Genomic DNA, 21,365 nt, shown 5'->3' with positions numbered 1-21,365 from the left:
TTTAAATTAATCCTATTCATCATGACTACAAACATTAGCGATCGCCTCAAAACCCTTGGAATTGATTTGCCACCACCAGGACCTCCTGCTGCGGCCTATGTCATGGCAGCTACTACCGGCAATACTGTTTTTCTCTCCGGTCATATTGCTAAACGCGATGGTAAACCTTGGGTAGGAAAGCTTGGTAAAGACATGGATACCGATACTGGCAAAGCGGCAGCACGCTCTATTGCAATCGATCTGATCTCCACCTTGCAGAATCACTTAGGCTCTTTGGATAAAGTAAAACGCATTGTTAAGGTAATGGGTTTGGTGAACTCTACCGACACTTATACGGAGCAGCACCTAGTTGTTAATGGCTGTTCGGAATTACTTTTTGAAGTTTTTGGTGATGCCGGCAAACATGCTCGTAGTGCATTTGGTGTTGCGCAAATTCCGCTGGGTGCTTGCGTTGAAATTGAATTGATCGCTGAGATTTAATTCAACTACATTAATTTAAATAGGATCAAGCCCTAGTTTTTGGATGTCGGCCTGGGTGTCGACATCCAATAAATAAGCCTGATTATTCGTCTCAAATACTTTCACTAGCGCTGGATGCTGATCCATAAAGGGTCTGCAGACCATCTTTGGCGTCGCAAGAATTTCTTCAATCACCTTTTTCGAAAACAATACTGGGTTACCACGGCCTCCATTTACCATTGGCAAGACGATTTCCTTATTGAATCCTGCTTGATTGAATTGCTCTAACAGATCTTCAATCTCCGAGACGCCAATATTAGGCTGATCGCATAAAGCAACCAACAAAACGTCGTAGTCAGATTTGAGCGACTCTAAACCTAGACGAACTGAAGATGATTGGCCTAACTCTGGATTTAGGTTTTTAATGATAGAAATCGAGTTACCAGTCTTTTGCTTTATTGAATGGATTTCCGCTTCAATTGCATCTGCATAAAAACCCGTAATCACTAGAGTTTCCACGGGATTTAAGCATTCTATTGAGCGCAGAAAACGTCTTAATAAGGTATCGCCCTCTTTCTTGAGCAATGCCTTGGGTATTCCCCCCAAACGACTTCCCTCGCCCGCTGCCAATAAAAGTACGGCAAGGCGTAATTTTGGGTTTTTGAAGGATTCACCAGAAATAGTCATTAGAGTGATAATAATTAGTTATTCATCAAAGCATTAGCAAAAGAAGAAATAGTATGAACAGTACCGATCTCAGCGTTCTTAAATCTGCCGTGGAATGGCTCCAATCGGGCCAATCTGTGGCGATTGCAACCGTGGTTCAAACCTGGGGCTCCGCTCCACGCCCTATTGGCTCATGGTTGGCGATACGTGCGGATGGTCAGGTAGCCGGTTCAGTTTCAGGCGGCTGTGTTGAGGATGATCTGATTCGTCGAGTGCAGACTGAAATTTTGACGCGCAATACCCCTGAAATGGTGGTTTATGGTGTTACTCAACAAGAGGCTGCACGCTTTGGTCTCCCCTGTGGTGGGACCCTGCGTCTACTGGTCGAACCAAGACCGGAGTTAAATGTTTTAGAAAAGCTACTTGAGAATATTTCTACACATCAAATTACTCGCCGCTCAGTAAGTTTAAGCACTGGAAAATCGATACTCACCCTAGGTGATCGTAGTGATGAATTTGTTTGCACCGAACAAGAAATGCAAACGACTTACGGTCCACGCTGGCGCATGGTCATCATTGGCGCCGGCCAACTCTCCCTATACACCGCTGATTTTGCTTTAGCTTCTGACTTCGAAGTCATTGTGATCGATCCTCGCGAAGAATATGCCGAAGGCCTCAATCGCACTGACATTACATTTTCTAAGGGCATGCCGGATGATGTATTGCTTGAGATTGGTGTCGACTCTCACACTGCAGTTGTTGCCCTCACACACGATCCTAAATTGGATGATATGGCTTTGATGGAGGCTCTCAAGTCACCAGCTTTTTATGTAGGCGCACTAGGCAGTCGTAAGAACACTCAAAAACGCAAAGAGCGTTTATTGGAATTCGATGTAAGCCAAGAGCAGGTAGAAAAATTACATGGCCCTGTAGGACTTTATATTGGGGCCCTCACCCCACCAGAGATCGCAGTCTCGATCCTGGCAGAAGTGATCGCCGTCAAATACGGCATTAGCGTTCCGAAGAAAGTCTAAAAGCCGTACTTAGTTCGCTGTGAGCTTGCCGTCTTTTAAGCGTGGTTCCACAAAGTGACCTTTGCGTGCACGGTTACCCGCAAATGACTTCAAGGTTTTTGCATCCAAACTCAATTCGGTTGGCTTGCCGGCACGTCCTGCACCAGAGTAGGTCGCCCCATCAGGTCCTACAGCAATTGCTGAAGCCAAGTGCTCTTTATCGTCCAAGCCCATCAAGATCACGCCTTTACCACCGGTGGGCAAACGCTTGAGCTCATCTAGAGGGAAAACTAATAACTTGGAAGCTTCGGACAAGCAGGCAACTTGTTTCATGCCAACTTTGACTTTTGCCGCTCCTAAAGGTGCATCACCCGGAACCTTGGCATCCATGCTTAAGAATGATTTGCCCGCCTTATTACGGGTACTCATATCCGATACATTAGCCAAGAATCCAAAGCCTGCTTTAGTGGATAGCAATACTAAATCGTCAGGTTGACCAGCATAGTAAGCAACCATCTGTGACCCGGCAGCTAAATTAACAAAACTGGTTAATGGTGAACCATCACCTCTAGCGCCAGGCAATTCGCTGACGGGGACGGTATAAACACGACCATCACTACCAAAGCCTTGAATGACATCTACCGTTCTCACTTCAAAGGTGGCGTATAAAGCATCGCCTGCCTTAAAGCTAAATTGCGTTGGATCATGCTCGTGGCCTTGGCGTACTCGGACCCAACCCTTTTGGGAAACAATCACCGTTACTGGCTCATCAATCACCTTAGTCTCAGCAACTGCACGCTTATCTTCCTGAATTAGGGTGCGACGATCATCGCCAAAATCCTTCATATCGGATTCGATTTCTTTGATGATGCGTTTACGCAAGACGGTATCGCTTTGTAACAAGCCTTCAAGATCATCGCGTTCAGATTTAAGTTCTTTAAGCTCTTGTTCGATCTTGATACCTTCTAAGCGAGCCAACTGACGCAAACGAATATCGAGGATGTCTTCAGCCTGACGGTCTGACAACTTAAATTCTTTAATCAAATCTGCTTTGGGCTCATCGCTATTGCGAATGATCTTGATAACCTTGTCAATATTGAGAAGAACGATTAAGCGCCCTTCCAAAATATGCATACGGTCTTTGACTTTGCCTAAGCGGTGCTGCGTTCTACGAGTAACCGTAGCAACCCTGAAAGCAATCCACTCGGAGATAATTTCTTTTAAGCCCTTTTGACGCGGACGACCATCATTGCCAATCATCACCAAGTTCATTGGCGCATTGGACTCTAATGAGGTATGCGCAAGCAATAGGTTTACAAACTCATTGACATCAATATTCTTGCTCTTAGGCTCAAATACCAAGCGCACTGCGGCATCCTTGCTGGACTCGTCACGCACACCATCGAGCACATTCAGAATGGTTGATTTGAGATTATTTTGCTCAGGCGTTAAGGTCTTTTTGCCAACCTTGACCTTTGGATTGGTGATCTCTTCAATCTCTTGCAATACACGCTGAGAGGAAGTGGCTGGTGGTAATTCATTTACAACGATCTGCCACTGACCGCGAGCCAACTCTTCGATTGACCAACGTGCTCGCACCTTAATACTGCCGCGCCCTGCCTCATAAATCTGCGCAATTTCTGCAGCAGAGGAAATGATTTGGCCGCCACCTGGATAGTCAGGACCGGGCATGATCTCCAACAACTCTGAAGTACTCATCTTTGGAGACTTCATTAAAGCAACTGCTGCGGAAGCTACCTCACGCAAGTTATGCGATGGAATCTCGGTAGCCATGCCAACAGCAATACCCGAAGCGCCGTTGAGCAATACAAACGGTAGGCGTGCTGGTAACAACTTCGGCTCTTGAAATGAACCATCGTAGTTTGGTGCGAAATCAACCGTACCTTCATCAATCTCACTTAATAACAGGCTGGCAATTTTAGTAAGGCGCGCCTCTGTGTAACGCATCGCTGCCGCGCCATCACCATCACGGGAACCGAAGTTACCTTGTCCATCAATTAACGGATAACGCAATGAGAAGCTTTGTGCCAAACGAACCAATGCATCGTAAGCAGACTGATCGCCGTGAGGATGGAATTTACCCAATACATCACCAACAACACGAGCACTCTTTACCGGCTTCGCATCAGCGCGCAAGCCCATTTCACTCATCGAGAACAGGATTCGGCGCTGTACAGGCTTCTGTCCGTCAGATACATCTGGAAGAGCGCGGCCTTTAACCACGCTGATAGCGTAATCTAAATAGGCACGCTCTGCGTATACCGCTAAAGTTAAACTGTCTTTGCCATCTTCGTTTAGGTCAATTGTTTTCGGATCATGGTTACCTGAACCGCCACCAGATGATGCTGCCACTGCTGGAGCCTCATCGACCTCAACGATATCCATCTCCATCGGATTAGAGAAAAGATCCGCCTGATCAGCTGGATTATTTTTTCCAGGAGTCTTTTTAGTTGTCATTAGATATCTGCCTCCACTTCATTGCCGCGCTCTTCAAGCCAATCGCGACGCGCACCAGACTCTGATTTACCCATCAGCATATCCATTGTTTTAAATGTTTCGTCTTCGGTCCAAGTACCTAGTGTTACAGGTAGTAAACGGCGAGTATCTGGGTTTAAGGTCGTATCCCAAAGCTGTTCTGCACTCATCTCTCCCAAACCTTTAAAGCGAGAGATCTGCCATGCTGTTTCTTTTACGCCATCTTTACGCAACTTATCTTCAATTGCTTGTAACTCATTAGCATCTAATGCATAGATCTTTTGCGCTGGTTTTTTGCCGCGCGCTGGTGCATCCACCCTAAATAGTGGTGGCCTAGAAATATGCACATGACCTAATTCAATCAATTTAGGGAAGTGCTTATAGAACAAGGTCAGCAGCAAAACCTGAATATGCGCTCCATCGACGTCCGCATCTGAAAGAATGCAAACCTTGCCGTAACGTAAATTAGATAAATCTGGATTGTCATTCGCACCATGGGGATCGACACCAATTGCAACCGCAATATCGTGCACCTCATTGTTAGCAAATAAGCGATCGCGCTCTGCTTCCCAGGTATTTAATACCTTGCCGCGCAATGGCAGGATGGCTTGATATTCCTTATTACGACCCATTTTGGCTGAACCGCCAGCAGAGTCACCCTCTACCAGGAAGATTTCGTTCATACCAATATCCTGACTTTCGCAATCCGTTAGCTTGCCAGGCAAAACAGCAACGCCAGAAGATTTTTTCTTCTCAACTTTTTGTCCAGCGCGGGTTCTGGCCTGGGCTTGCTTAATAACTAAATCAGCCAACTTACGACCGTAGTCAACGTGCTGGTTTAGCCAGAGCTCAAGAGCAGATTTCACATAACCAGAAACTAAGCGAACTGCATCACGAGAATTAAGGCGCTCTTTAATCTGTCCTTGAAATTGTGGATCCAATACTTTGGCAGACAAGATGAAGGATGCACGTGCAAATACGTCTTCAGGCATGAGCTTCACACCTTTGGGTTGTAATGCGTGCATTTCAATAAAGCCTTTTACAGCATTGAATAAACCTTCACGCAAACCACTTTCATGCGTACCGCCTGCAGGAGTTGGAATCAAGTTCACATAACTCTCACGCACCGGTGCACCATCTTCAGTCCAGCAAACTACCCAAGCAGCGCCCTCACCTTCAGCAAATGAATCATCATCACCCGTACCAGTAGCGTATTGCTCACCCTCAAATGGCGGAATAACTTCTGCGCCATGACCTGCTTGTGCAATAGCTTCATTTAAATAGCCGCGCAAACCTTGTGCATACTGCCAAGTCTGGGTATCGCCGGTTTTTTCTTGAATCAGGGTAACCTTCACTCCTGGCAGCAAGACCGCTTTGGAGCGTAATAAGCGAATGAGCTCAGGCATCGGAATAGCCGAGTTATCAAAGTACTTGCCATCAGGCCAAGCGCGTACGCGAGTACCGTGTGACTTATCTTCTTTTGAAGATGGGCTTGATTTGAGTTTTTCAATGACCTTGCCGTCAGCAAAGGTCAATGTTGACTTTTGGCCATCACGCCAAACAGTAACTTCTAATCTCTTGGATAAGGCATTAGTTACCGAAACACCAACACCATGTAAACCGCCTGAGAATGCGTAAGCTCCACCAGTGCCTTTTTCAAACTTACCCCCAGCATGCAACTGGGTAAATACGATTTCTACTACAGGTAATTTTTCGGTCGGATGCATTCCAACTGGGATGCCGCGTCCATCATCCTCAACGCTCACGCTGCCATCGGTGTGCATGGTGACGATGATTTGCTTGCCAAACCCTCCTAAAGCTTCATCAGATGCGTTATCGAGCACCTCTTGAATAATATGGAGTGGATTGTCTGTGCGGGTGTACATTCCAGGCCGCTGACGGACTGGTTCCAGTCCTTTTAGGACCTGAATCGACGATTCGCTGTATTCGGAAGTTTTACGGGTAGCCATGCGCGCAAATTGTAGTCATGTCTGAGATCCAGACGGAATTTTTCAAGTATTACCCCGTCATCCATGCCAAAATCGAGGCATGGGAGCCTTAAGTCATATTCGCGTTTTAGACCTTAGCCGAGTCTTGGCTGGTCCTTGGTGCGCTCAAAACCTAGCGGATTTGGGTGCCGATGTCATTAAAGTCGAGAGACCTGGCGTTGGGGACGATACCCGCCACTGGGGCCCTCCTTTTGCCAAAGATCCCAACGGCAAGGACACCGAGGAATCTGCCTATTTTATTTGCATTAATCGCAATAAACGCTCCATTACAGTCGATATTGCGAAGCCTGAGGGTCAAGAACTCATCCGTCAGCTAGCCGCCGAATCGGATGTGGTTATAGAAAACTATAAGGTTGGGGATCTTGCCAAATACGGACTTGATTATGAAAGTCTTAAGAAGATTAAGCCTGACCTAGTCTATTGCTCAATCACTGGCTTTGGTCAAACTGGGCCTTATGCACACCGTCCTGGATATGACTTCATTATCCAAGGTATGGGCGGCTTCATGAGTGTGACTGGTGAGGCACATGACTTTGAAGGCGCTAGCCCACAAAAATCTGGTGTTGCTATCGCCGACATCTTTACCGGCATGTATGCCAGCACGGCAATACTCGCAGCCATAGTCCATCGCGACCATACCGGCGAAGGTCAGTACATCGATATGTCACTGCTAGATACGCAAATAGCCGTGATGGCCAACGTATCAAGCGCCTACCTTACCTCAGGTGAGATACCCAAACGCTGGGGCAACGCTTCACCAATCATTGTTCCATATCAAACTTTCCCCACCTCTGATGGCTGGATGATTGTTGGAGCGGGCAATGATGGTCAGTTTAGGCATTTCGTGACGGCAGGCGGTGAAGCGCATTTAGCGGACAACCCACTTTATGTGTCTAACCCCCTTCGCGTAGAACATCGCAAGCAACTCATTCCGCTCTTAGAGCAAATGACTCGCAAAAAAACTAAGGGCGAATGGATTGGCCTACTAGAGAAGGCCAATGTCCCTTGCGGACCCATTAATAACTTTAAAGAAGTCTTTGAAAACGAACAGGTGATTCACCGCGGCGTTCTGATCGAAGCCCCTCACCCTACTGTTGGCAGCATGAAATTAGTAGCCAGCCCAATGCGTTTATCAAAAACACCTACTGAAGTTCGTATGGCTCCGCCAACCCTTGGTCAACATACGGATGAGATTTTGCATGAGCGCCTTAAGCTCGACGATAAGACTATTGAAGTGTTGCGTAACAAAGGCATCATCTAAATCCCATGAACAAGCCAAAAAACAACGCCGGGCTTTCGATGAAGGAAGTCCTTATTTACGGCGGATTAATGGTCACACTATCCATGGGCATTCGTCATGGATTTGGCTTATTTAATTTACCGATTACCTCAGCCAATGGCTGGGGGCGTGAAACTTTTGCTTTAACGATTGCGCTACAAAACCTGATCTGGGGCGCAGTTCAGCCAATTACTGGTGCCCTAGCGGATCGCTATGGCGCATTCAAAATCATGGTAGCTGGTGGCATTTTGTATGCACTAGGTTTAACGGGCATGGCCTTATCAGGTGACGTGATGAACTTCACCTTGGCTGGCGGCCTGTTGATTGGACTAGCTCAAACTGCAACCACTTACAGCGTGGTTTACGGTATCTTAGGGCGTAACGTTCCTGCGGAAAAACGTGTTTGGGCTATGGGCATTACTGCAGCAGCAGGTTCATTTGGTCAGTTTCTGATGATTCCAGCGGAGCAAGGATTGCTCAGTGCATTTGGCACCCAGAATGCGCTTCTCATGTTGGCCTTAATGGCCAGCCTCATGATTCCAACTGCTTTTATGTTGCGTGAGAAAAATTTTAGTCACTCACATGCTTTGGGTGATCAAACGATTAAGCAGGCTTTAAAAGAGGCGGTTAGCAATCCTAGCTTTCGCTATCTGACCTTAGGCTACTTTGTTTGCGGCTTTCAAGTGGTGTTTATTGCCGTGCATTTAGCACCTTACCTTAAAGATGTTTCTGTGAACTATCCAGCGGTTGGCGCTCCAGTAGTTGCCACTACCGCCCTAGCCTTAATTGGGCTATTCAATATTTTTGGCACCTACAGCTCTGGAATCTTGGCTCAACGCTTTCCAAAGCGCTATTTACTATCCGCCATTTACTTAGGTCGCTCGATTGCTATTACCGCTTTCTTATTGTTGCCACCATCACCAATGAGCACTTATATCTTTTCAGCAATCATGGGTTTCTTGTGGCTATCGACTATCCCCCTTACCAACGGTATCGTTGCACAGATATTTGGCGTTAAGTATTTAACAATGCTATCTGGGTTGGTATTTTTCTCGCATCAACTAGGTAGTTTCTGCGGCGCATTCCTGGGCGGCTATTTATTCGACCAAACAGGTTCATATTTAATTGTTTGGGAAATCGCTATTGGATTGGGTGTCTTTGCTTTCTTAGCAAACCTTCCTGTAAAAGAACGTGCTGTTGAACGAGTCGCTAATGCCTAAGAAAAAACCGGCAATTTGGAAAATCATTTCCTATGGGTTTGGTTTTTTTGTGCTGTTATTTGTTTTTTCAATGTACCTTGCACCAGATATGATGGTGGCTGTTACCAATCAGGTTTGGGCTCTATGTGGATGGTAGTTATTAAATGGTGATTCATTAAAATCTACCTAACACACTTTTAATTTTTATAGCACCTCGCCGTAGCACAATGGATAGTGCACATGCCTCCTAAGCGTGGGATACAGGTTCGATTCCTGTCGGCGGGACCAAAAATTCTTCATACTTATCCACAGGCATTGTGGATAAATCCCCAAAAGTTTTCGTAAGTCACAGATTTGTATAGGCTGACCTAGCTTGCCTAAATTGTGTGCAAAAAGTAATCCCCCTTCTTTTGTAATTTCTTACAACTATTTAAGGTAATGCAGCCGCAGTTATGTGTTAAGAGAGCCGAGTTCCCTTACACTTAGTCCCATGACCAGCCTTTCAACCAGTACGCTAGCCGCCCTTGAGGAAATGCTCCAAAATACGGCGCGATCTGCTCCGGCAGATTTTTTGCCAATCTATTTATCCCGCGGCGCAATAGGTGAGCAGCTTATTGGACACCTCAATCCAGACTTCACCGCCTATTTAGAAGAGTCATTACAAAAAGAATCTATTCCACTAATTGCAATTAGTCATGACAAGCTGACAATTCAATTAGGTAAACCAAAAGACTTATCAAACAGTCTTTACCAGTTAGCCAATCGCATGCGCGTAGGTGGATTTATTCCCGGCTGGCGAAATGAAGACTTTGCATGGGTGGATCAAAATGGTCACAAGTACTTTCGCATGGAACGAGCTGCATTTCGCACGTTTGGGTTTCGTAGCATGGCAACGCATATCAACGGCTACACGCAAGGCAATAAGATTTGGTTGGGTAGGCGTAGTGAAACCAAGCCTACCGATCCAGGCAAGTTAGATAACTTAGCAGCTGGCGGCATTACCGCCGATGAAACACCTTGGGTAAGTGCGCGTCGTGAACTTTGGGAAGAGGCTGGCGTACCCGAGCAAATTGCAGAACAGATCGAGCCTGTTGGACGCATTCATATGCGTCGCCCATCCCTTAACAGGGGTTTTCATGATGAGCAGCTCTATGTTTACGACCTAGAATTGACTGATAACTTCGTCCCAATGAATCACGACGGCGAAGTCAGCGGCTTTATAGAAATCTCCCTTGCGGAGGCTGCCGCCAGGATATTGGCTGACGAATTCACCTCTGACGCCGCTTTTGTAACGGCAGACTTCATATTGCGTCGCAATAAATAAGGGATTCGCCCTTATTTGCCTGTTGTGACTCCTGCTTGATGTTAGTCATGCATCGATCCCCCAATTCGTGGTTAAATCCTTATTAAGGATGAAACAGGGGTGCCCTTCGGAGGTTTTTAGTCTGAAGGCGCTGAGAAAGACCCTTTAACCCGATCCAGGTAATGCTGGCGTGGGGAGTTACATCAGACCGACACCCGGTTTCGTCCATCTAAAACAGCTAGGAGATGGACATGAGTACAGGCAATTCCACAACAAAAAACGCTAAACACGAAATTCCCAGTTTAAAAAGCTTGGAGCGCGACTTTGGGCAAAAGTTTGCCTATCCCGCCTCAACCAAAACCTACCTCCAAGGTTCGCGTCCGGATATTAAAGCGCCAATCCGCATGATTGAGCAGCTGCCAACACGCGTTGGTGAAGAATTATTAGCTAATCCTCCTGTTCCTGTTTATGACACTTCTGGACCATACAGTGATCCGGATGTTGTCATCAATCTTGAAAAAGGTTTGCCAAGACTACGTGATGCTTGGATTGCCGAGCGTAATGACACGATTCAATTGGCTGGCCCAAGTTCTGAATATGGCGTTGCTCGGTCTCAAGATGAAGCCACTCAAAATTTACGCTTCTCTCACATCAGTGCGCCGCGCGTGGCTAAGCCTGGTCAGAATGTAAGTCAGATGTACTATGCTCGCAAAGGCATCATCACTCCAGAAATGGAATACATTGCCTTGCGTGAATCTATGGGCCTTGAGCAACTACGCAAGGATCCAGCTTACAAGCAACTCCTCAAGCAACATCCTGGCAAAGGCTATGGCGCTAACTTGCCTGAAATCATTACCGGTGAATTTGTCCGCTCAGAAATTGCTGCTGGCCGTGCGATTATTCCTGCCAACATTAATCACCCTGAATTAGAGCCAATGATTATTGGCCGTAACTTCCGCGTGAAGATTAACGGCAACTTGGGCAACTCGGCCGTTACCTCTTCTATTAACGAAGAAGTAGAAAAGATGGTTTGGTCCATCCGTTGGGGTGCAGATACCATCATGGATCTCTCTACTGGTAAGCATATTCATGAAACCCGTGAGTGGATTATTCGCAATTCTCCAGTTCCTATTGGTACCGTTCCTATCTACCAAGCATTAGATAAAACTGGTGGCATTGCAGAAGACCTTACTTGGGAAATGTTCCGCGATACATTGATTGAGCAAGCTGAACAAGGGGTTGATTACTTCACAATTCATGCGGGCGTATTACTCCGTTATGTTCCACTTACAGCTGATCGCATTACCGGCATTGTGTCTCGTGGCGGCTCAATCATGGCTAAATGGTGCTTAGCTCATCACAAAGAAAACTTCCTTTATACAAAGTTTGATGAGATTTGTGAAATCATGAAAGCCTATGACGTGTCATTTAGCTTGGGTGATGGTTTACGACCTGGCTGTATTGCCGACTCCAATGATGCCGCCCAGTTTGGCGAACTTCATACCTTGGGCGAATTGACTGCCAAAGCATGGAAACATGACGTGCAAGTGATGATTGAAGGTCCTGGTCACGTACCAATGCAGCGCATTGAAGAAAACATGACTGAAGAGCTGAAACATTGCTTAGAAGCTCCCTTCTATACGCTTGGACCATTGATTACGGATATTGCTCCTGGTTACGACCACATCACCAGCGGTATTGGCGCAGCCCAAATTGGTTGGTACGGTACAGCCATGCTTTGCTATGTCACACCTAAAGAGCATTTAGGCTTGCCAGATAAAGAAGACGTCCGCGAAGGCATCATCACCTACAAGATTGCTGCTCATGGTGCAGATTTGGCCAAAGGCTTACCTGGCGCTCAAGTACGCGATAACGCATTGTCCAAAGCCCGCTTTGAATTCCGCTGGGAAGATCAGTTCAATCTTGGCTTAGATCCTGAGCGTGCGCGCGAGTATCACGATGCTACTTTGCCGGCTGAAGGTGCAAAAATTGCTCATTTCTGCTCAATGTGCGGTCCAAAGTTCTGCTCCATGAAGATCACACAAGAAGTGCGTGACTATGCAGCGACATTAGATGCCGATGGAAATCCTAAAGCGAAGGTCATTCCGATTACCGAAGTAGCGGATGCATCCAAAGGCATGGAAGAGATGTCAGCGGAGTTCCGTAAGCGCGGTAGTGAGATTTACCAGTAATTATCAAGCTTTGTAATGGCAGATAACTTGAAGCTCTCTAACGGAAAGTATGCAATTGTTGGCGGCGGCCTAATGGGTCGCTTGCTAGCCCTTGCGCTTGCTAAAGGTGGATCTCAAGTTGATCTATTTGAAAAAGGCGGCCCAGATGCGGCTCATGCTGCAGCACGCATTGCAGCTGCGATGCTGGCTCCTCTTGCTGAATCTGCCATCACCGAAGAGTCTGTTGTGCGCATGGGCTTGTATAGCTTACCTCGCTGGAAAGAACTGATTTCTGAACTATCTGAATCGGTCTTCTTCCAGCAAGACGGCACTTTGATTATTTGGCATCGACAAGATGCTAGTGATGCTGAGCGCTTTACCGCTCACCTAGAGAAAAACTGTCGTGCGAACTCTGAGCTCAGCTCACCGCAAAAGTTAAGTAATGAAACTTTGCGTGAGTTGGAGCCTGGTGTTGCTGATCGCTTTAATCAGGGGCTGTACTTGCCAAACGAAGGACAGCTGGACAATCGTCAACTACTAGAGGCACTTGCTAGTGAACTCAAGATATTGAAGGTAAATTGCCACTGGCACACAGAAGTTGACCCGCAAGAGCTGCGCAAGCAATCGGACTATCAAGCAGTGATTGATTGTCGCGGTACTGGCGCTAAAGATGCTTGGTCTACTGGTGACAAACCTAACGCCTTACGTGGTGTTCGCGGCGAAGTGATTCGACTCTATGCTCCAGAGGTAAAACTGCGCCGTCCAACGAGATTAATTCACCCGCGCTACCCAATCTACATTGCCCCGAAAGAAAATGACGTCTATGTGGTGGGCGCCACTGAAATTGAATCCGATGATCTGTCTGAGATGAGTGTGCGATCTGCGATGGAGTTACTTAGTGCGGTCTATACCATTCACAGTGGTTTTGCTGAAGCACGTATTTTAGAAATGGCAACACAATGTCGCCCTACTTTAAAAAATAATCTACCGGAAATCCGGATGAAAAAAGATAAAGGGCTGGTAGATTTGATGTTGATCAATGGACTTTATCGCCATGGTTTTATGATTGCGCCAGCTGTTTTAGATTGCGCCTTACAAGTGTTAGAGCAAGACTCAAGCAAGACTGCATTGGAATTGGGTCTAAGCATTACGCAAATTGACAATCAAGTAGAGGCCATATGCGCGTGATCGTTAATAAAGTGGAGTATGACTTGCCAAGTCAAAGCTTGGTGAGCGATGCGCTGGCATTGATTGACGCGAAGCCACCCTACGCTGTTGCCGTGAATCTGAATTTTGTACCTAAGACAAAGCATGCTGAGTTTGTCTTAAATGAGAATGACCAAATTGAAATAATCGCCCCCGTTACTGGTGGGTGATGCAATAACGAACCGATCTTGATATGAACGCTCCATTACCCAGCAAGCTTAATAGCGCCGATACTCTTGTACTGTATGGCGAGAGCTTTGCTAGCCGTTTATTGCTGGGCACCTCACGCTACCCTTCTCCACAAGTTTTGGAAAATGCTGTTCGCATCTCCAATCCCGCCATGATTACAGTCAGCTTGCGTCGCCAGGGCACCTCAACGGCTGAAGCGCATAGTGGCTTTTGGGATTTACTCAAAAAGATGGCTGTACCTGTTTTGCCAAATACCGCTGGTTGCCATAGCCCCCAAGAAGTCATCACAACCGCACAAATGGCACGTGAAGTTTTTGAAACTGATTGGATTAAGTTAGAGCTCATTGGCGATGACTACACCTTACAGCCTGATGTTTTGCGTTTGGTGCAAACAGCTGAGACTTTAATCAAAGATGGCTTCAAAGTTCTGCCGTATTGCACCGAAGATCTCATTTTGTGTCAACGTCTTGTGGATGTCGGTTGCCAAGCAGTAATGCCATGGGCTGCACCCATTGGAACTGGCCAGGGACCATTAAACCCATACGCCATGAAACTCTTGCGCGATCGTTTGAAGGTGCCGCTCTTAGTTGATGCTGGCTTAGGCCTCCCTTCTCACGCATGCACGGTCATGGAATGGGGTTTTGATGGTGTACTACTCAATACTGCTGTTGCATTAGCTGATGATCCTGTAGTCATGGCCAAGTCCTTTGCTATGGCTGTGGATGCAGGACGTGCAGCCTATTTATCGGGCGCCATGAAACCACAAGAATCCGCTCAAGCCAGTACGCCATTGGTAGGCACGCCTTTTTGGCACCATTCGTAATGAAGTTAAGTACACTGAACTAATGAGTCTGATTCGTGATCTTGCCGACCAAATAGTTGCAGCGCATCGTAATGCAGATCTATGCATTCCAATTCCAGCCTTCAGCTTAAATACACCACCGCCACAAATTGATAATGAAGCAGCAGTCGATCATTACGAGCTAGCTGGCGCTTTGGCTGCTATTGAAATGGGATTTATTGAATCTGACGCCAAAACTCTTGGCAAAGCTTGGTCACGTATGACTTTGCAAGATGGCGGCTTTAACCCTTTTAAATGGCCTAACAGACCAGAGCACTTTGATTTGCTGCCATGGACTCGCAATATGAACCCTAATGCGTTCAAAGAGTGTCCTAAACGCTTAGGTTTATATGGTGTGATGCCTGATTCTGATTGGGTAAAACGCATGGTTGACGCAGAGATTCCGACGGTGCAATTACGTTTTAAATCTGAAGATAAGTCTAAGATTAGAAAACAAATTAAAGAATCTGTTGCCGCAGTTAAAGATAGCAAAACACTGCTATTTATTAATGATTATTGGCAAGAAGCAATTGATGCTGGTGCATATGGCGTGCATTTAGGTCAAGAAGACATGGAAGCCGCTGACTTAGATGAGATTCGAGCGGCAGGTTTGCGTTTAGGCTTAAGTACCCATGGATACGCAGAGCTTGCATATGCCGATCGTTTTTGTCCAAGCTATATTGCTATGGGTGCAGTGTTTCCGACAAACCTCAAGAAGATGCCTACTGCTCCTCAAGGACTTGGACGCCTATATCAATACGCCAAGTTAATGAGCCACTATCCCCTGGTAGCCATTGGAGGCATTGATCAAGATAGCATTCATGCAGTGGCTAAGAGTGGCGTTGGATCGGTAGCTGTAGTGAGGGCTATCACGCAAGCCAAGGACCCCAAGGCTGCAGTGAAACAATTGCAAGATTTGATGCAAGCTTAAGAAAAAATATCTTTAACAATATTTTTTAGTACTTATCTTTTTCATCCAGTAGCGCGGTTGGATAGAAGTCATGCATATGCCATAAAGGTCCAGGACCTTCGCCTATGCTTAAGAAACGACCTGCCTCTAATCCTGCCTCTACATAGGCAATTGCCTTTGCAACCGCATGACTCAGATCATGGCCATCTGCCAAATATGTAGCAATTGCAGATGCCAATGAACAACCCGTGCCATGGGTGTTTGCCGTATTGACGCGATAGTGTTTGAATTCTTTTGTCTGAACTACTTCCAAACCATCCTCGATAGTGCGCCACATTAAGTAGTCTGTAATTTGAGTGTGTGTGGCATCAAGATGTCCACCTTTAATCAATACCGCTTGCGGCCCCATATCGAGCAATTCTTCGGCAGCCCGCTTAAATTCATTGGGACCGGCAATATCACGACCAAGCAAAAGTGATGCCTCATCTAAATTAGGCGTAACCAATATAGAAAGTGGAAATAATTCGGAGATCATGGCCTGCGCAGTATCGTCACCCCCCAAACTTGCGCCGGAAGTAGCACGTAATACCGGATCAAGAACAATGCGTTTTACGCCGTGTTTGCGTAAAGATTTGGCAACAGTTTTTACTATTTCCGGGCTTGCCAACATGCCAATTTTGACAATATCGACACCAATATCTAATAAAACAGCATCAATTTGAGACTCAACCACATCAAGATCCACATCCTGAATCCGCGTAACACCCAAGGTGTTTTGGGCGGTAATGGCGGTAATAACAGACATACCATAGCCACCCAAGGCAGTAATGACCTTGAGGTCAGCTTGGAGCCCCGCCCCGCCGCCACTATCTGACCCAGCAATAGTCAGTACCTTAGGGATCTGCACAGAAGTAGGAAGTTGTGATTTCATCTTGCTATAATATCGGCTTATTCCTCGATAGCTCAGTCGGTAGAGCGCCGGACTGTTAATCCGTAGGTCCCTGGTTCGAGCCCAGGTCGAGGAGCCAAACACTTTAGTCGCCCACCACGGCGGTCATTAGTTCGACGGACTTCTCCGTTGGACCTGAACGTAAAGACTAAGGAGTTTTGGAATATGGATAAGGTTCTTTTTGGCGATACCGCCACTAAGCTGATCGCAGCCTACAAGGGCCCCGATCATTCTTTTGTTACCCGCAGTAAATTTTGGATTGAGCAGCTTGGCAATAAGCCATGGGTCGATATCACTCCCGAGGATATAGAGCGCGCGCTCGGTGTCTACATGGCTGCCGGCAAATCCAAAGTTATTCGCTCGGGCAAGCCGCCTAATGTCATTAGACGTGTTGTATCGACTGGCGAGCCTTTGGCACCTGCAACCATCAACAAACTTCTGATGGCCTTCCCAAGCCTAACTAAGATGGCAAAGGAACGCTACCTACTTCCTCGCTCATATCAATCACCCACAAAGTTTGTCACCAAGCAACGTGAAGATAATGCGCGCTATATCGAAATTACAAAGGACGAGATTGATAGGCTGATTTTGGTCGCCGGATTAGCCCGATGGAAGCCTCTACCGGCCATTATTGCCACGGCCGCCAGTACAGGCCTGCGCCTTGGGAATTTACGCAAACTAAAGTGGTCTGATATCAATTTTGAACGGAAATTGATCAGTGTGCCAACATCTAAGAACGGCTCGGCCTACTCCTGTGCCCTCTCGCCAAGCGCTTTGGAGCAACTTCAAAGGCTAAAGCGGGCCCAGCACCAACCCTCTGACCTAGTCTTTGGAAAGCACTATTTTGTAAGGTCATATAAGTCCGCTGTGAAAGACGCAGGTCTCGAAAAAAAGCTCACCTGCTTCCACCTCCTGCGCCATGTGGCAGCCAGCCTGCTATCACAAGCTAATGCGAATGAGGCCACAGTAATGGCTCAGCTTGGGCAAAAAAGCCCCTCTATGGCGAGGCGCTATAGTCACCTAAGTAACCAACATTTAATCGATGCTGTATCGAGAGCCTGGAGCTAAAAATGGAAATATATATTGAAGGGTTAGGAATTGAAAAAATTGATATCTTGATAGATATTGCAAACACTGAAAACGTTGCACTAAAGGTAGAGACAGAGTTCCGGGAATGGGTGACGCGAGGTGTTATCCCTGCCATTATGTATACAAATTTCCCAATTCTCAATGAACACAAAAATTTACCCGATGATCTTCAAAAATCAATCGCGAGTGTTATATCCAAAAATATCGAGCTGGAGAGAAAATTACTAAGCATTGAGCTAGATAAGGCATACGCAAATTCTTTGAAGGCCAGGCGATTCAAGTACGCACAAGAGATCCAAATACTAAAGATTGTTGGTCAGGAACGCGATATAAGCCCTAATAATTTTTGGGGTCCAGCAAAATCAAAATCTTCCGAATACCTCAAGCCCATAAACGAAAGAGAGAGTAGAAAACTAGGGCTACAAAGCACAAAGGTATTCTCTCAATATATTGATCGCATTTTAAAAAGACATGCAAAAATGCACTCACCGAAAGAGCCAGAATAATCAACCTACCCTCATGCAATGATTGAGGGTACCTTCAATCATTGCTTGCTGGTTTCTTAACTTTATCTACCTCAGTAATCTTCAAATACGCCCGTGGTGGGCGACTATTAGGAGATTACATGAAACAACAAACCTTAAATTTATCGATTGATCTTAAACAGCCCTTGAAGCACTGGGCTGAATTCTATGACTCAAATCCCGCAATCCAATCAATATGGACACGCGGGAGCTTTATTCAACTACTCAAAACTAAACGCCAATTCTTTGGGGATTCGGTTGTAAGCCTACGAAGCGGCACTTTTCTTACGATGTCATTCCCAGGTCGTCTTAATGAGTGGCTTTCTCTTAAAAAGCCCAACAATTTGTATAAGTCCGTGCCAGGAGGTGCGTGATGACACAAGAAAATTCATTCAAAAGCCTTTTACAGAAAAGCAGGCTTCCAGAAAACTTTATCGGTGGCGCTGGTGGGATTAAGCTTCCGACCAAGCCATCCTACGGGAAATTAAGCAAGCAACGCTTTTCCAGGATTCATCCTGGGGAGGAATACAAATTTCCGATCTATGTGGTCGAGGATAAGGAGTCAGGCGAAGAGTACCTTGCGACGCCTGATATGGCCCCGCATCTTGGAAGAATGGCACAAGCAAAAATATTAAGGCTTGCTGTTGATAACGCTGGGACGCCAAAGCTCATTGCTGAGCCCATTATTGATCAGTCAGCCAAGACCACTTTATGGACAACTACGATGCGCGAAGCCATTGAGCGCGCTGAAAATGAATGGGTGCGGATTGAGTCCAATATGGAGTCACAGCAATATTTTGTCATTGTTGCGGCTGCTGACCTTGGTGAGCCAAATTGGCCAAATCAATCAATGGACAAATTGATTGAAGCGGTCTTTCTTGGGCGCGTTATTTCTCATGAAGACCATCCCTTGATCCAGCAACTTCAGGGGAGAGTTTGATGGAGCCCTGTGATGGTAAAGATTACGAATTCATCTTCCTTGATTTTGAGTATCGACAAATTGACGGGGTTGAAGGCAACCCCATAGAAGTCATTTGCATGGTCGCCCTAAATTCATCTACGAATAAATACACAAAATTATGGGCAGATGATCTCGCAACCATGAGCAATCATCCGTTTGGTAATAACGCTAAAACGATATTAGTGGCCTACTACGCAAGCGCTGAAATGGCCTGCTTCCAAGCGCTTGGTTGGAGATGGCCAATTAACATCTTGGACCTGTTTGTTGAATTTAAAAACATGACCAATGGGCTTGTGATGCCAATGGGCCATTCACTACTTGGGGCAATGAAAGCATTCAAGCTACCGGCAATTGAATCCGAACACAAAGATGCCATGAGAAATCTAGCCCTTCGGGGCAAGCCCTATAGCGATCTTGAAAAAACGGCCTTAATTGAATACTGCCAGAGTGATGTTGATGCACTTTCGCAATTATTCACAGCCATGGCAACAAGAATTGACCTGCCAAGAGCCCTGATCCGCGGGCAGTACAGCATCCCATTAGCCCAAATGGAGGGTCACGGTTCTCCTATAGATCTCGAAGCCTATCAAGGGCTGCGCGATAACTGGGATGACATCAAGTTAGAACTCATCAGGCAAATCGACAAGGACTACGACGTTTACGAAAATGGCTCGTTCCGCCAATCCAAGTTCGAGGCCTATCTACTTAAAGAGGAAATCGTATGGCCACGCCAAGCATCGGGTAAGTTAAAGTTAGATGAAGAAACATTTAAACTCATGGCGCAGATCCACCCTGTCATTTCGCCGCTTCGTCAACTTAGGGATAGCCTCTCTAAATTTAGACTTAACTCACTACAAGTGGGTGCTGATGGCCGTAACAGATGTCTAATTTCACCTTATAGCTCTTCAACAGGAAGAAACCAGCCCTCAACCAGTAAATTTATCTTTGGGCTCGCTAAGTGGGCGCGGGGACTAATCCAGCCTCATCCTGGTTATGCAATTGCGTATATCGACTGGTCCCAACAAGAATTTGGGGTTGCCGCAGCTCTGTCCGGCGATAAAAACATGATGGCCGCGTACCATAGCGGAGATCCATATCTAACTTTCGCAAAGCAAGCTGGAGCAGTACCGCTAGACGCTACCAAGGCCTCGCATCACAAAGAGCGAGAACAATATAAGGCTTGCGTACTAGCAACGCAATACGGTATGGGCTCAGAGGCTCTGGCGCTAAGACTAAAACAACCCCTACTTCGCGCTAAACAGTTATTAAAAGCACATAGACACGTCTATAAGCAATTTTGGAATTGGTCTGACCAGTATTACAACAGGGCCGTCAATGCCAATAAAGCATGCACAGTATTTGGCTGGAGCTTGCGCGTTAAATCGGACGTTAATCCGAGAAGCCTTAGGAACTTTCCCATGCAGGCCAATTCGGCGGAGATGCTCAGAATTGCTTGCATTTTGATAGCAAAAGAAAATATCAAAATCTGCGCGCCCGTACACGATGCGATTCTCATTGAATCCAAACTTGAAGATATTGAGCGAGATGTGCAAATAGCGCAATCCCGCATGAAGGAAGCAAGTAGGATTATTTTGGATGGATTTGAATTAAGTAGTGAGGCAGATATTTACAGACACCCACAGCGATTTCTAAATGAATCAAGTGAAGAGTTCTGGCACAAAGTCATGTCAATCAAAGCGCATCTCTTAATGCCATCAGTCGCATAGTTAACACCCAGGTGTTAATAACCTATACAACTGCTCAGTCTTATGTTTCTTATTAAAAAATACTAATGGAGTAAAAATGAAAAGTCTAGATCAAAAGTTTATAAAGGGGCCCGTATGGTGTGAATGGTTAGCGAAAGCATCTAAAGTTGGAGTCTCTCCAGGATTAGTTGGAAATGCCTTGTGGTTCTACGTAGGTATAAACAATGCACAAAAATTTAAGATTGACTCAATGGTCAGGGATATCACTGGTCTTAGTAGGCAAACCATCTCAAGCTCTTTAAAACGGCTAGAGGATGCGGGATTAATCAGCATCTACCCCAAAAGAGGTTCGTACCCCACTATCCACCTGCACAGAGATAAACCTATTAGAAGTA

19 protein-coding genes, 2 tRNA genes and 1 riboswitch are annotated in these 21,365 nt (G+C 46.1%); of the genes, 17 read left to right on the top strand and 4 right to left on the bottom strand.

Translation table 11 applies throughout. From position 1 onward, the window contains the following. The first annotated feature begins 21 nt into the window (after positions 1 to 21). Positions 22 to 480: a RidA family protein gene (locus ICW03_RS05065; protein WP_215349766.1), complete on the top strand. Its 459-nt coding sequence runs from the start codon at positions 22 to 24 to the stop codon at positions 478 to 480. Between the two features lie 15 nt (positions 481 to 495). Here the strand turns inward: ICW03_RS05065 and ICW03_RS05060 are convergent, their stop codons facing one another. Beyond that, on the bottom strand, positions 496 to 1,146 hold the full coding sequence (locus tag ICW03_RS05060) for an NTP transferase domain-containing protein (protein ID WP_215349764.1): 651 nt from the start codon (positions 1,144 to 1,146) through the stop codon (positions 496 to 498). Between the two features lie 53 nt (positions 1,147 to 1,199). Between ICW03_RS05060 and ICW03_RS05055 the strand changes: the two genes are divergently transcribed. Beyond that, positions 1,200 to 2,159 (top strand): XdhC family protein, encoded by a 960-nt coding sequence (locus tag ICW03_RS05055; RefSeq protein WP_215349761.1) that lies wholly within the window; start codon positions 1,200 to 1,202, stop codon positions 2,157 to 2,159. 9 nt (positions 2,160 to 2,168) lie between these two features. Here ICW03_RS05055 and parC read toward each other — a convergent pair whose 3' ends face one another. Both parC and ICW03_RS05045 read right to left on the bottom strand, forming a co-directional pair. Beyond that, positions 2,169 to 4,544, bottom strand: a complete 2,376-nt coding sequence (parC, locus tag ICW03_RS05050; RefSeq protein ID WP_251374493.1) for a DNA topoisomerase IV subunit A — start codon at positions 4,542 to 4,544, stop codon at positions 2,169 to 2,171. Between the two features lie 71 nt (positions 4,545 to 4,615). Next, positions 4,616 to 6,604 (bottom strand): DNA topoisomerase IV subunit B, encoded by a 1,989-nt coding sequence (locus ICW03_RS05045; RefSeq protein WP_215349758.1) that lies wholly within the window; start codon positions 6,602 to 6,604, stop codon positions 4,616 to 4,618. Positions 6,605 to 6,683: 79 nt separating this feature from the next. Here ICW03_RS05045 and ICW03_RS05040 point away from each other — a divergent pair, with 79 nt between their 5' ends. The 9 genes from ICW03_RS05040 (at position 6,684) to thiE (ending at position 15,762) form a co-directional block, all read left to right on the top strand. Further along, positions 6,684 to 7,904 carry a CaiB/BaiF CoA-transferase family protein gene (locus ICW03_RS05040; RefSeq protein WP_215349755.1) on the top strand — a complete coding sequence of 407 codons (1,221 nt, stop codon included), beginning with the start codon at positions 6,684 to 6,686 and terminating at the stop codon, positions 7,902 to 7,904. 5 nt (positions 7,905 to 7,909) lie between these two features. Continuing rightward, entirely contained in the window at positions 7,910 to 9,142 is a 1,233-nt protein-coding gene (locus ICW03_RS05035) for an MFS transporter (protein ID WP_215349753.1), read from the top strand. 192 nt (positions 9,143 to 9,334) lie between these two features. After that, positions 9,335 to 9,409: transfer RNA gene (locus tag ICW03_RS05030), tRNA-Arg, on the top strand. 202 nt (positions 9,410 to 9,611) lie between these two features. Next, complete coding sequence (locus ICW03_RS05025; RefSeq protein ID WP_215349750.1) at positions 9,612 to 10,445, top strand: NUDIX hydrolase family protein; 834 nt, start codon at positions 9,612 to 9,614, stop codon at positions 10,443 to 10,445. Positions 10,446 to 10,530: 85 nt separating this feature from the next. Next, positions 10,531 to 10,638: riboswitch (TPP riboswitch) on the top strand. Between the two features lie 37 nt (positions 10,639 to 10,675). Beyond that, entirely contained in the window at positions 10,676 to 12,616 is a 1,941-nt protein-coding gene (gene thiC, locus ICW03_RS05020; protein WP_251374472.1) for a phosphomethylpyrimidine synthase ThiC, read from the top strand. 15 nt (positions 12,617 to 12,631) lie between these two features. Then, a complete protein-coding gene (locus ICW03_RS05015; protein ID WP_215349747.1) occupies positions 12,632 to 13,783 on the top strand; it encodes an FAD-dependent oxidoreductase in 1,152 nt (383 codons plus the stop codon). After that, the gene (gene thiS / locus ICW03_RS05010; RefSeq protein ID WP_215349744.1) at positions 13,774 to 13,971 is read left to right on the top strand and encodes a sulfur carrier protein ThiS; all 198 of its coding nucleotides are present in this window, start codon (positions 13,774 to 13,776) and stop codon (positions 13,969 to 13,971) included. Before ICW03_RS05015 ends, thiS begins: the two co-directional genes overlap by 10 nt. Before the next feature lie 23 nt (positions 13,972 to 13,994). Continuing rightward, a complete protein-coding gene (locus ICW03_RS05005) occupies positions 13,995 to 14,813 on the top strand; it encodes a thiazole synthase (protein ID WP_215349741.1) in 819 nt (272 codons plus the stop codon). Positions 14,814 to 14,835: 22 nt separating this feature from the next. Further along, a complete protein-coding gene (thiE, locus tag ICW03_RS05000) occupies positions 14,836 to 15,762 on the top strand; it encodes a thiamine phosphate synthase (RefSeq protein WP_215349738.1) in 927 nt (308 codons plus the stop codon). A 25-nt stretch (positions 15,763 to 15,787) separates the two neighbouring features. Here the strand turns inward: thiE and thiD are convergent, their stop codons facing one another. After that, entirely contained in the window at positions 15,788 to 16,672 is an 885-nt protein-coding gene (gene thiD / locus ICW03_RS04995; RefSeq protein ID WP_215349735.1) for a bifunctional hydroxymethylpyrimidine kinase/phosphomethylpyrimidine kinase, read from the bottom strand. 21 nt (positions 16,673 to 16,693) lie between these two features. Between thiD and ICW03_RS04990 the strand changes: the two genes are divergently transcribed. From ICW03_RS04990 to ICW03_RS04965, 6 genes are all read left to right on the top strand, one after another. After that, a tRNA-Asn gene (locus tag ICW03_RS04990) sits at positions 16,694 to 16,769 on the top strand. An 86-nt stretch (positions 16,770 to 16,855) separates the two neighbouring features. After that, positions 16,856 to 17,758: a site-specific integrase gene (locus tag ICW03_RS04985; RefSeq protein WP_215349733.1), complete on the top strand. Its 903-nt coding sequence runs from the start codon at positions 16,856 to 16,858 to the stop codon at positions 17,756 to 17,758. 2 nt (positions 17,759 to 17,760) lie between these two features. Beyond that, complete coding sequence (locus ICW03_RS04980) at positions 17,761 to 18,285, top strand: hypothetical protein (protein WP_215349730.1); 525 nt, start codon at positions 17,761 to 17,763, stop codon at positions 18,283 to 18,285. Between the two features lie 119 nt (positions 18,286 to 18,404). Continuing rightward, positions 18,405 to 18,677, top strand: coding sequence for a hypothetical protein (locus ICW03_RS04975; protein WP_215349728.1), 273 nt, complete (start codon positions 18,405 to 18,407; stop codon positions 18,675 to 18,677). Continuing rightward, positions 18,677 to 19,243 carry a hypothetical protein gene (locus ICW03_RS04970; protein ID WP_215349725.1) on the top strand — a complete coding sequence of 189 codons (567 nt, stop codon included), beginning with the start codon at positions 18,677 to 18,679 and terminating at the stop codon, positions 19,241 to 19,243. Before ICW03_RS04975 ends, ICW03_RS04970 begins: the two co-directional genes overlap by 1 nt. Further along, positions 19,243 to 20,991, top strand: coding sequence for a DNA polymerase (locus ICW03_RS04965; RefSeq protein ID WP_215349723.1), 1,749 nt, complete (start codon positions 19,243 to 19,245; stop codon positions 20,989 to 20,991). The genes ICW03_RS04970 and ICW03_RS04965 overlap by 1 nt, the downstream gene beginning before the upstream one ends. The last annotated feature ends 374 nt before the right edge of the window (positions 20,992 to 21,365 follow it).

This window comes from Polynucleobacter sp. MWH-Aus1W21 (assembly GCF_018687275.1).
Taxonomy (GTDB): domain Bacteria; phylum Pseudomonadota; class Gammaproteobacteria; order Burkholderiales; family Burkholderiaceae; genus Polynucleobacter.
This window is presented reverse-complemented; position numbering and strand designations above follow the sequence as displayed.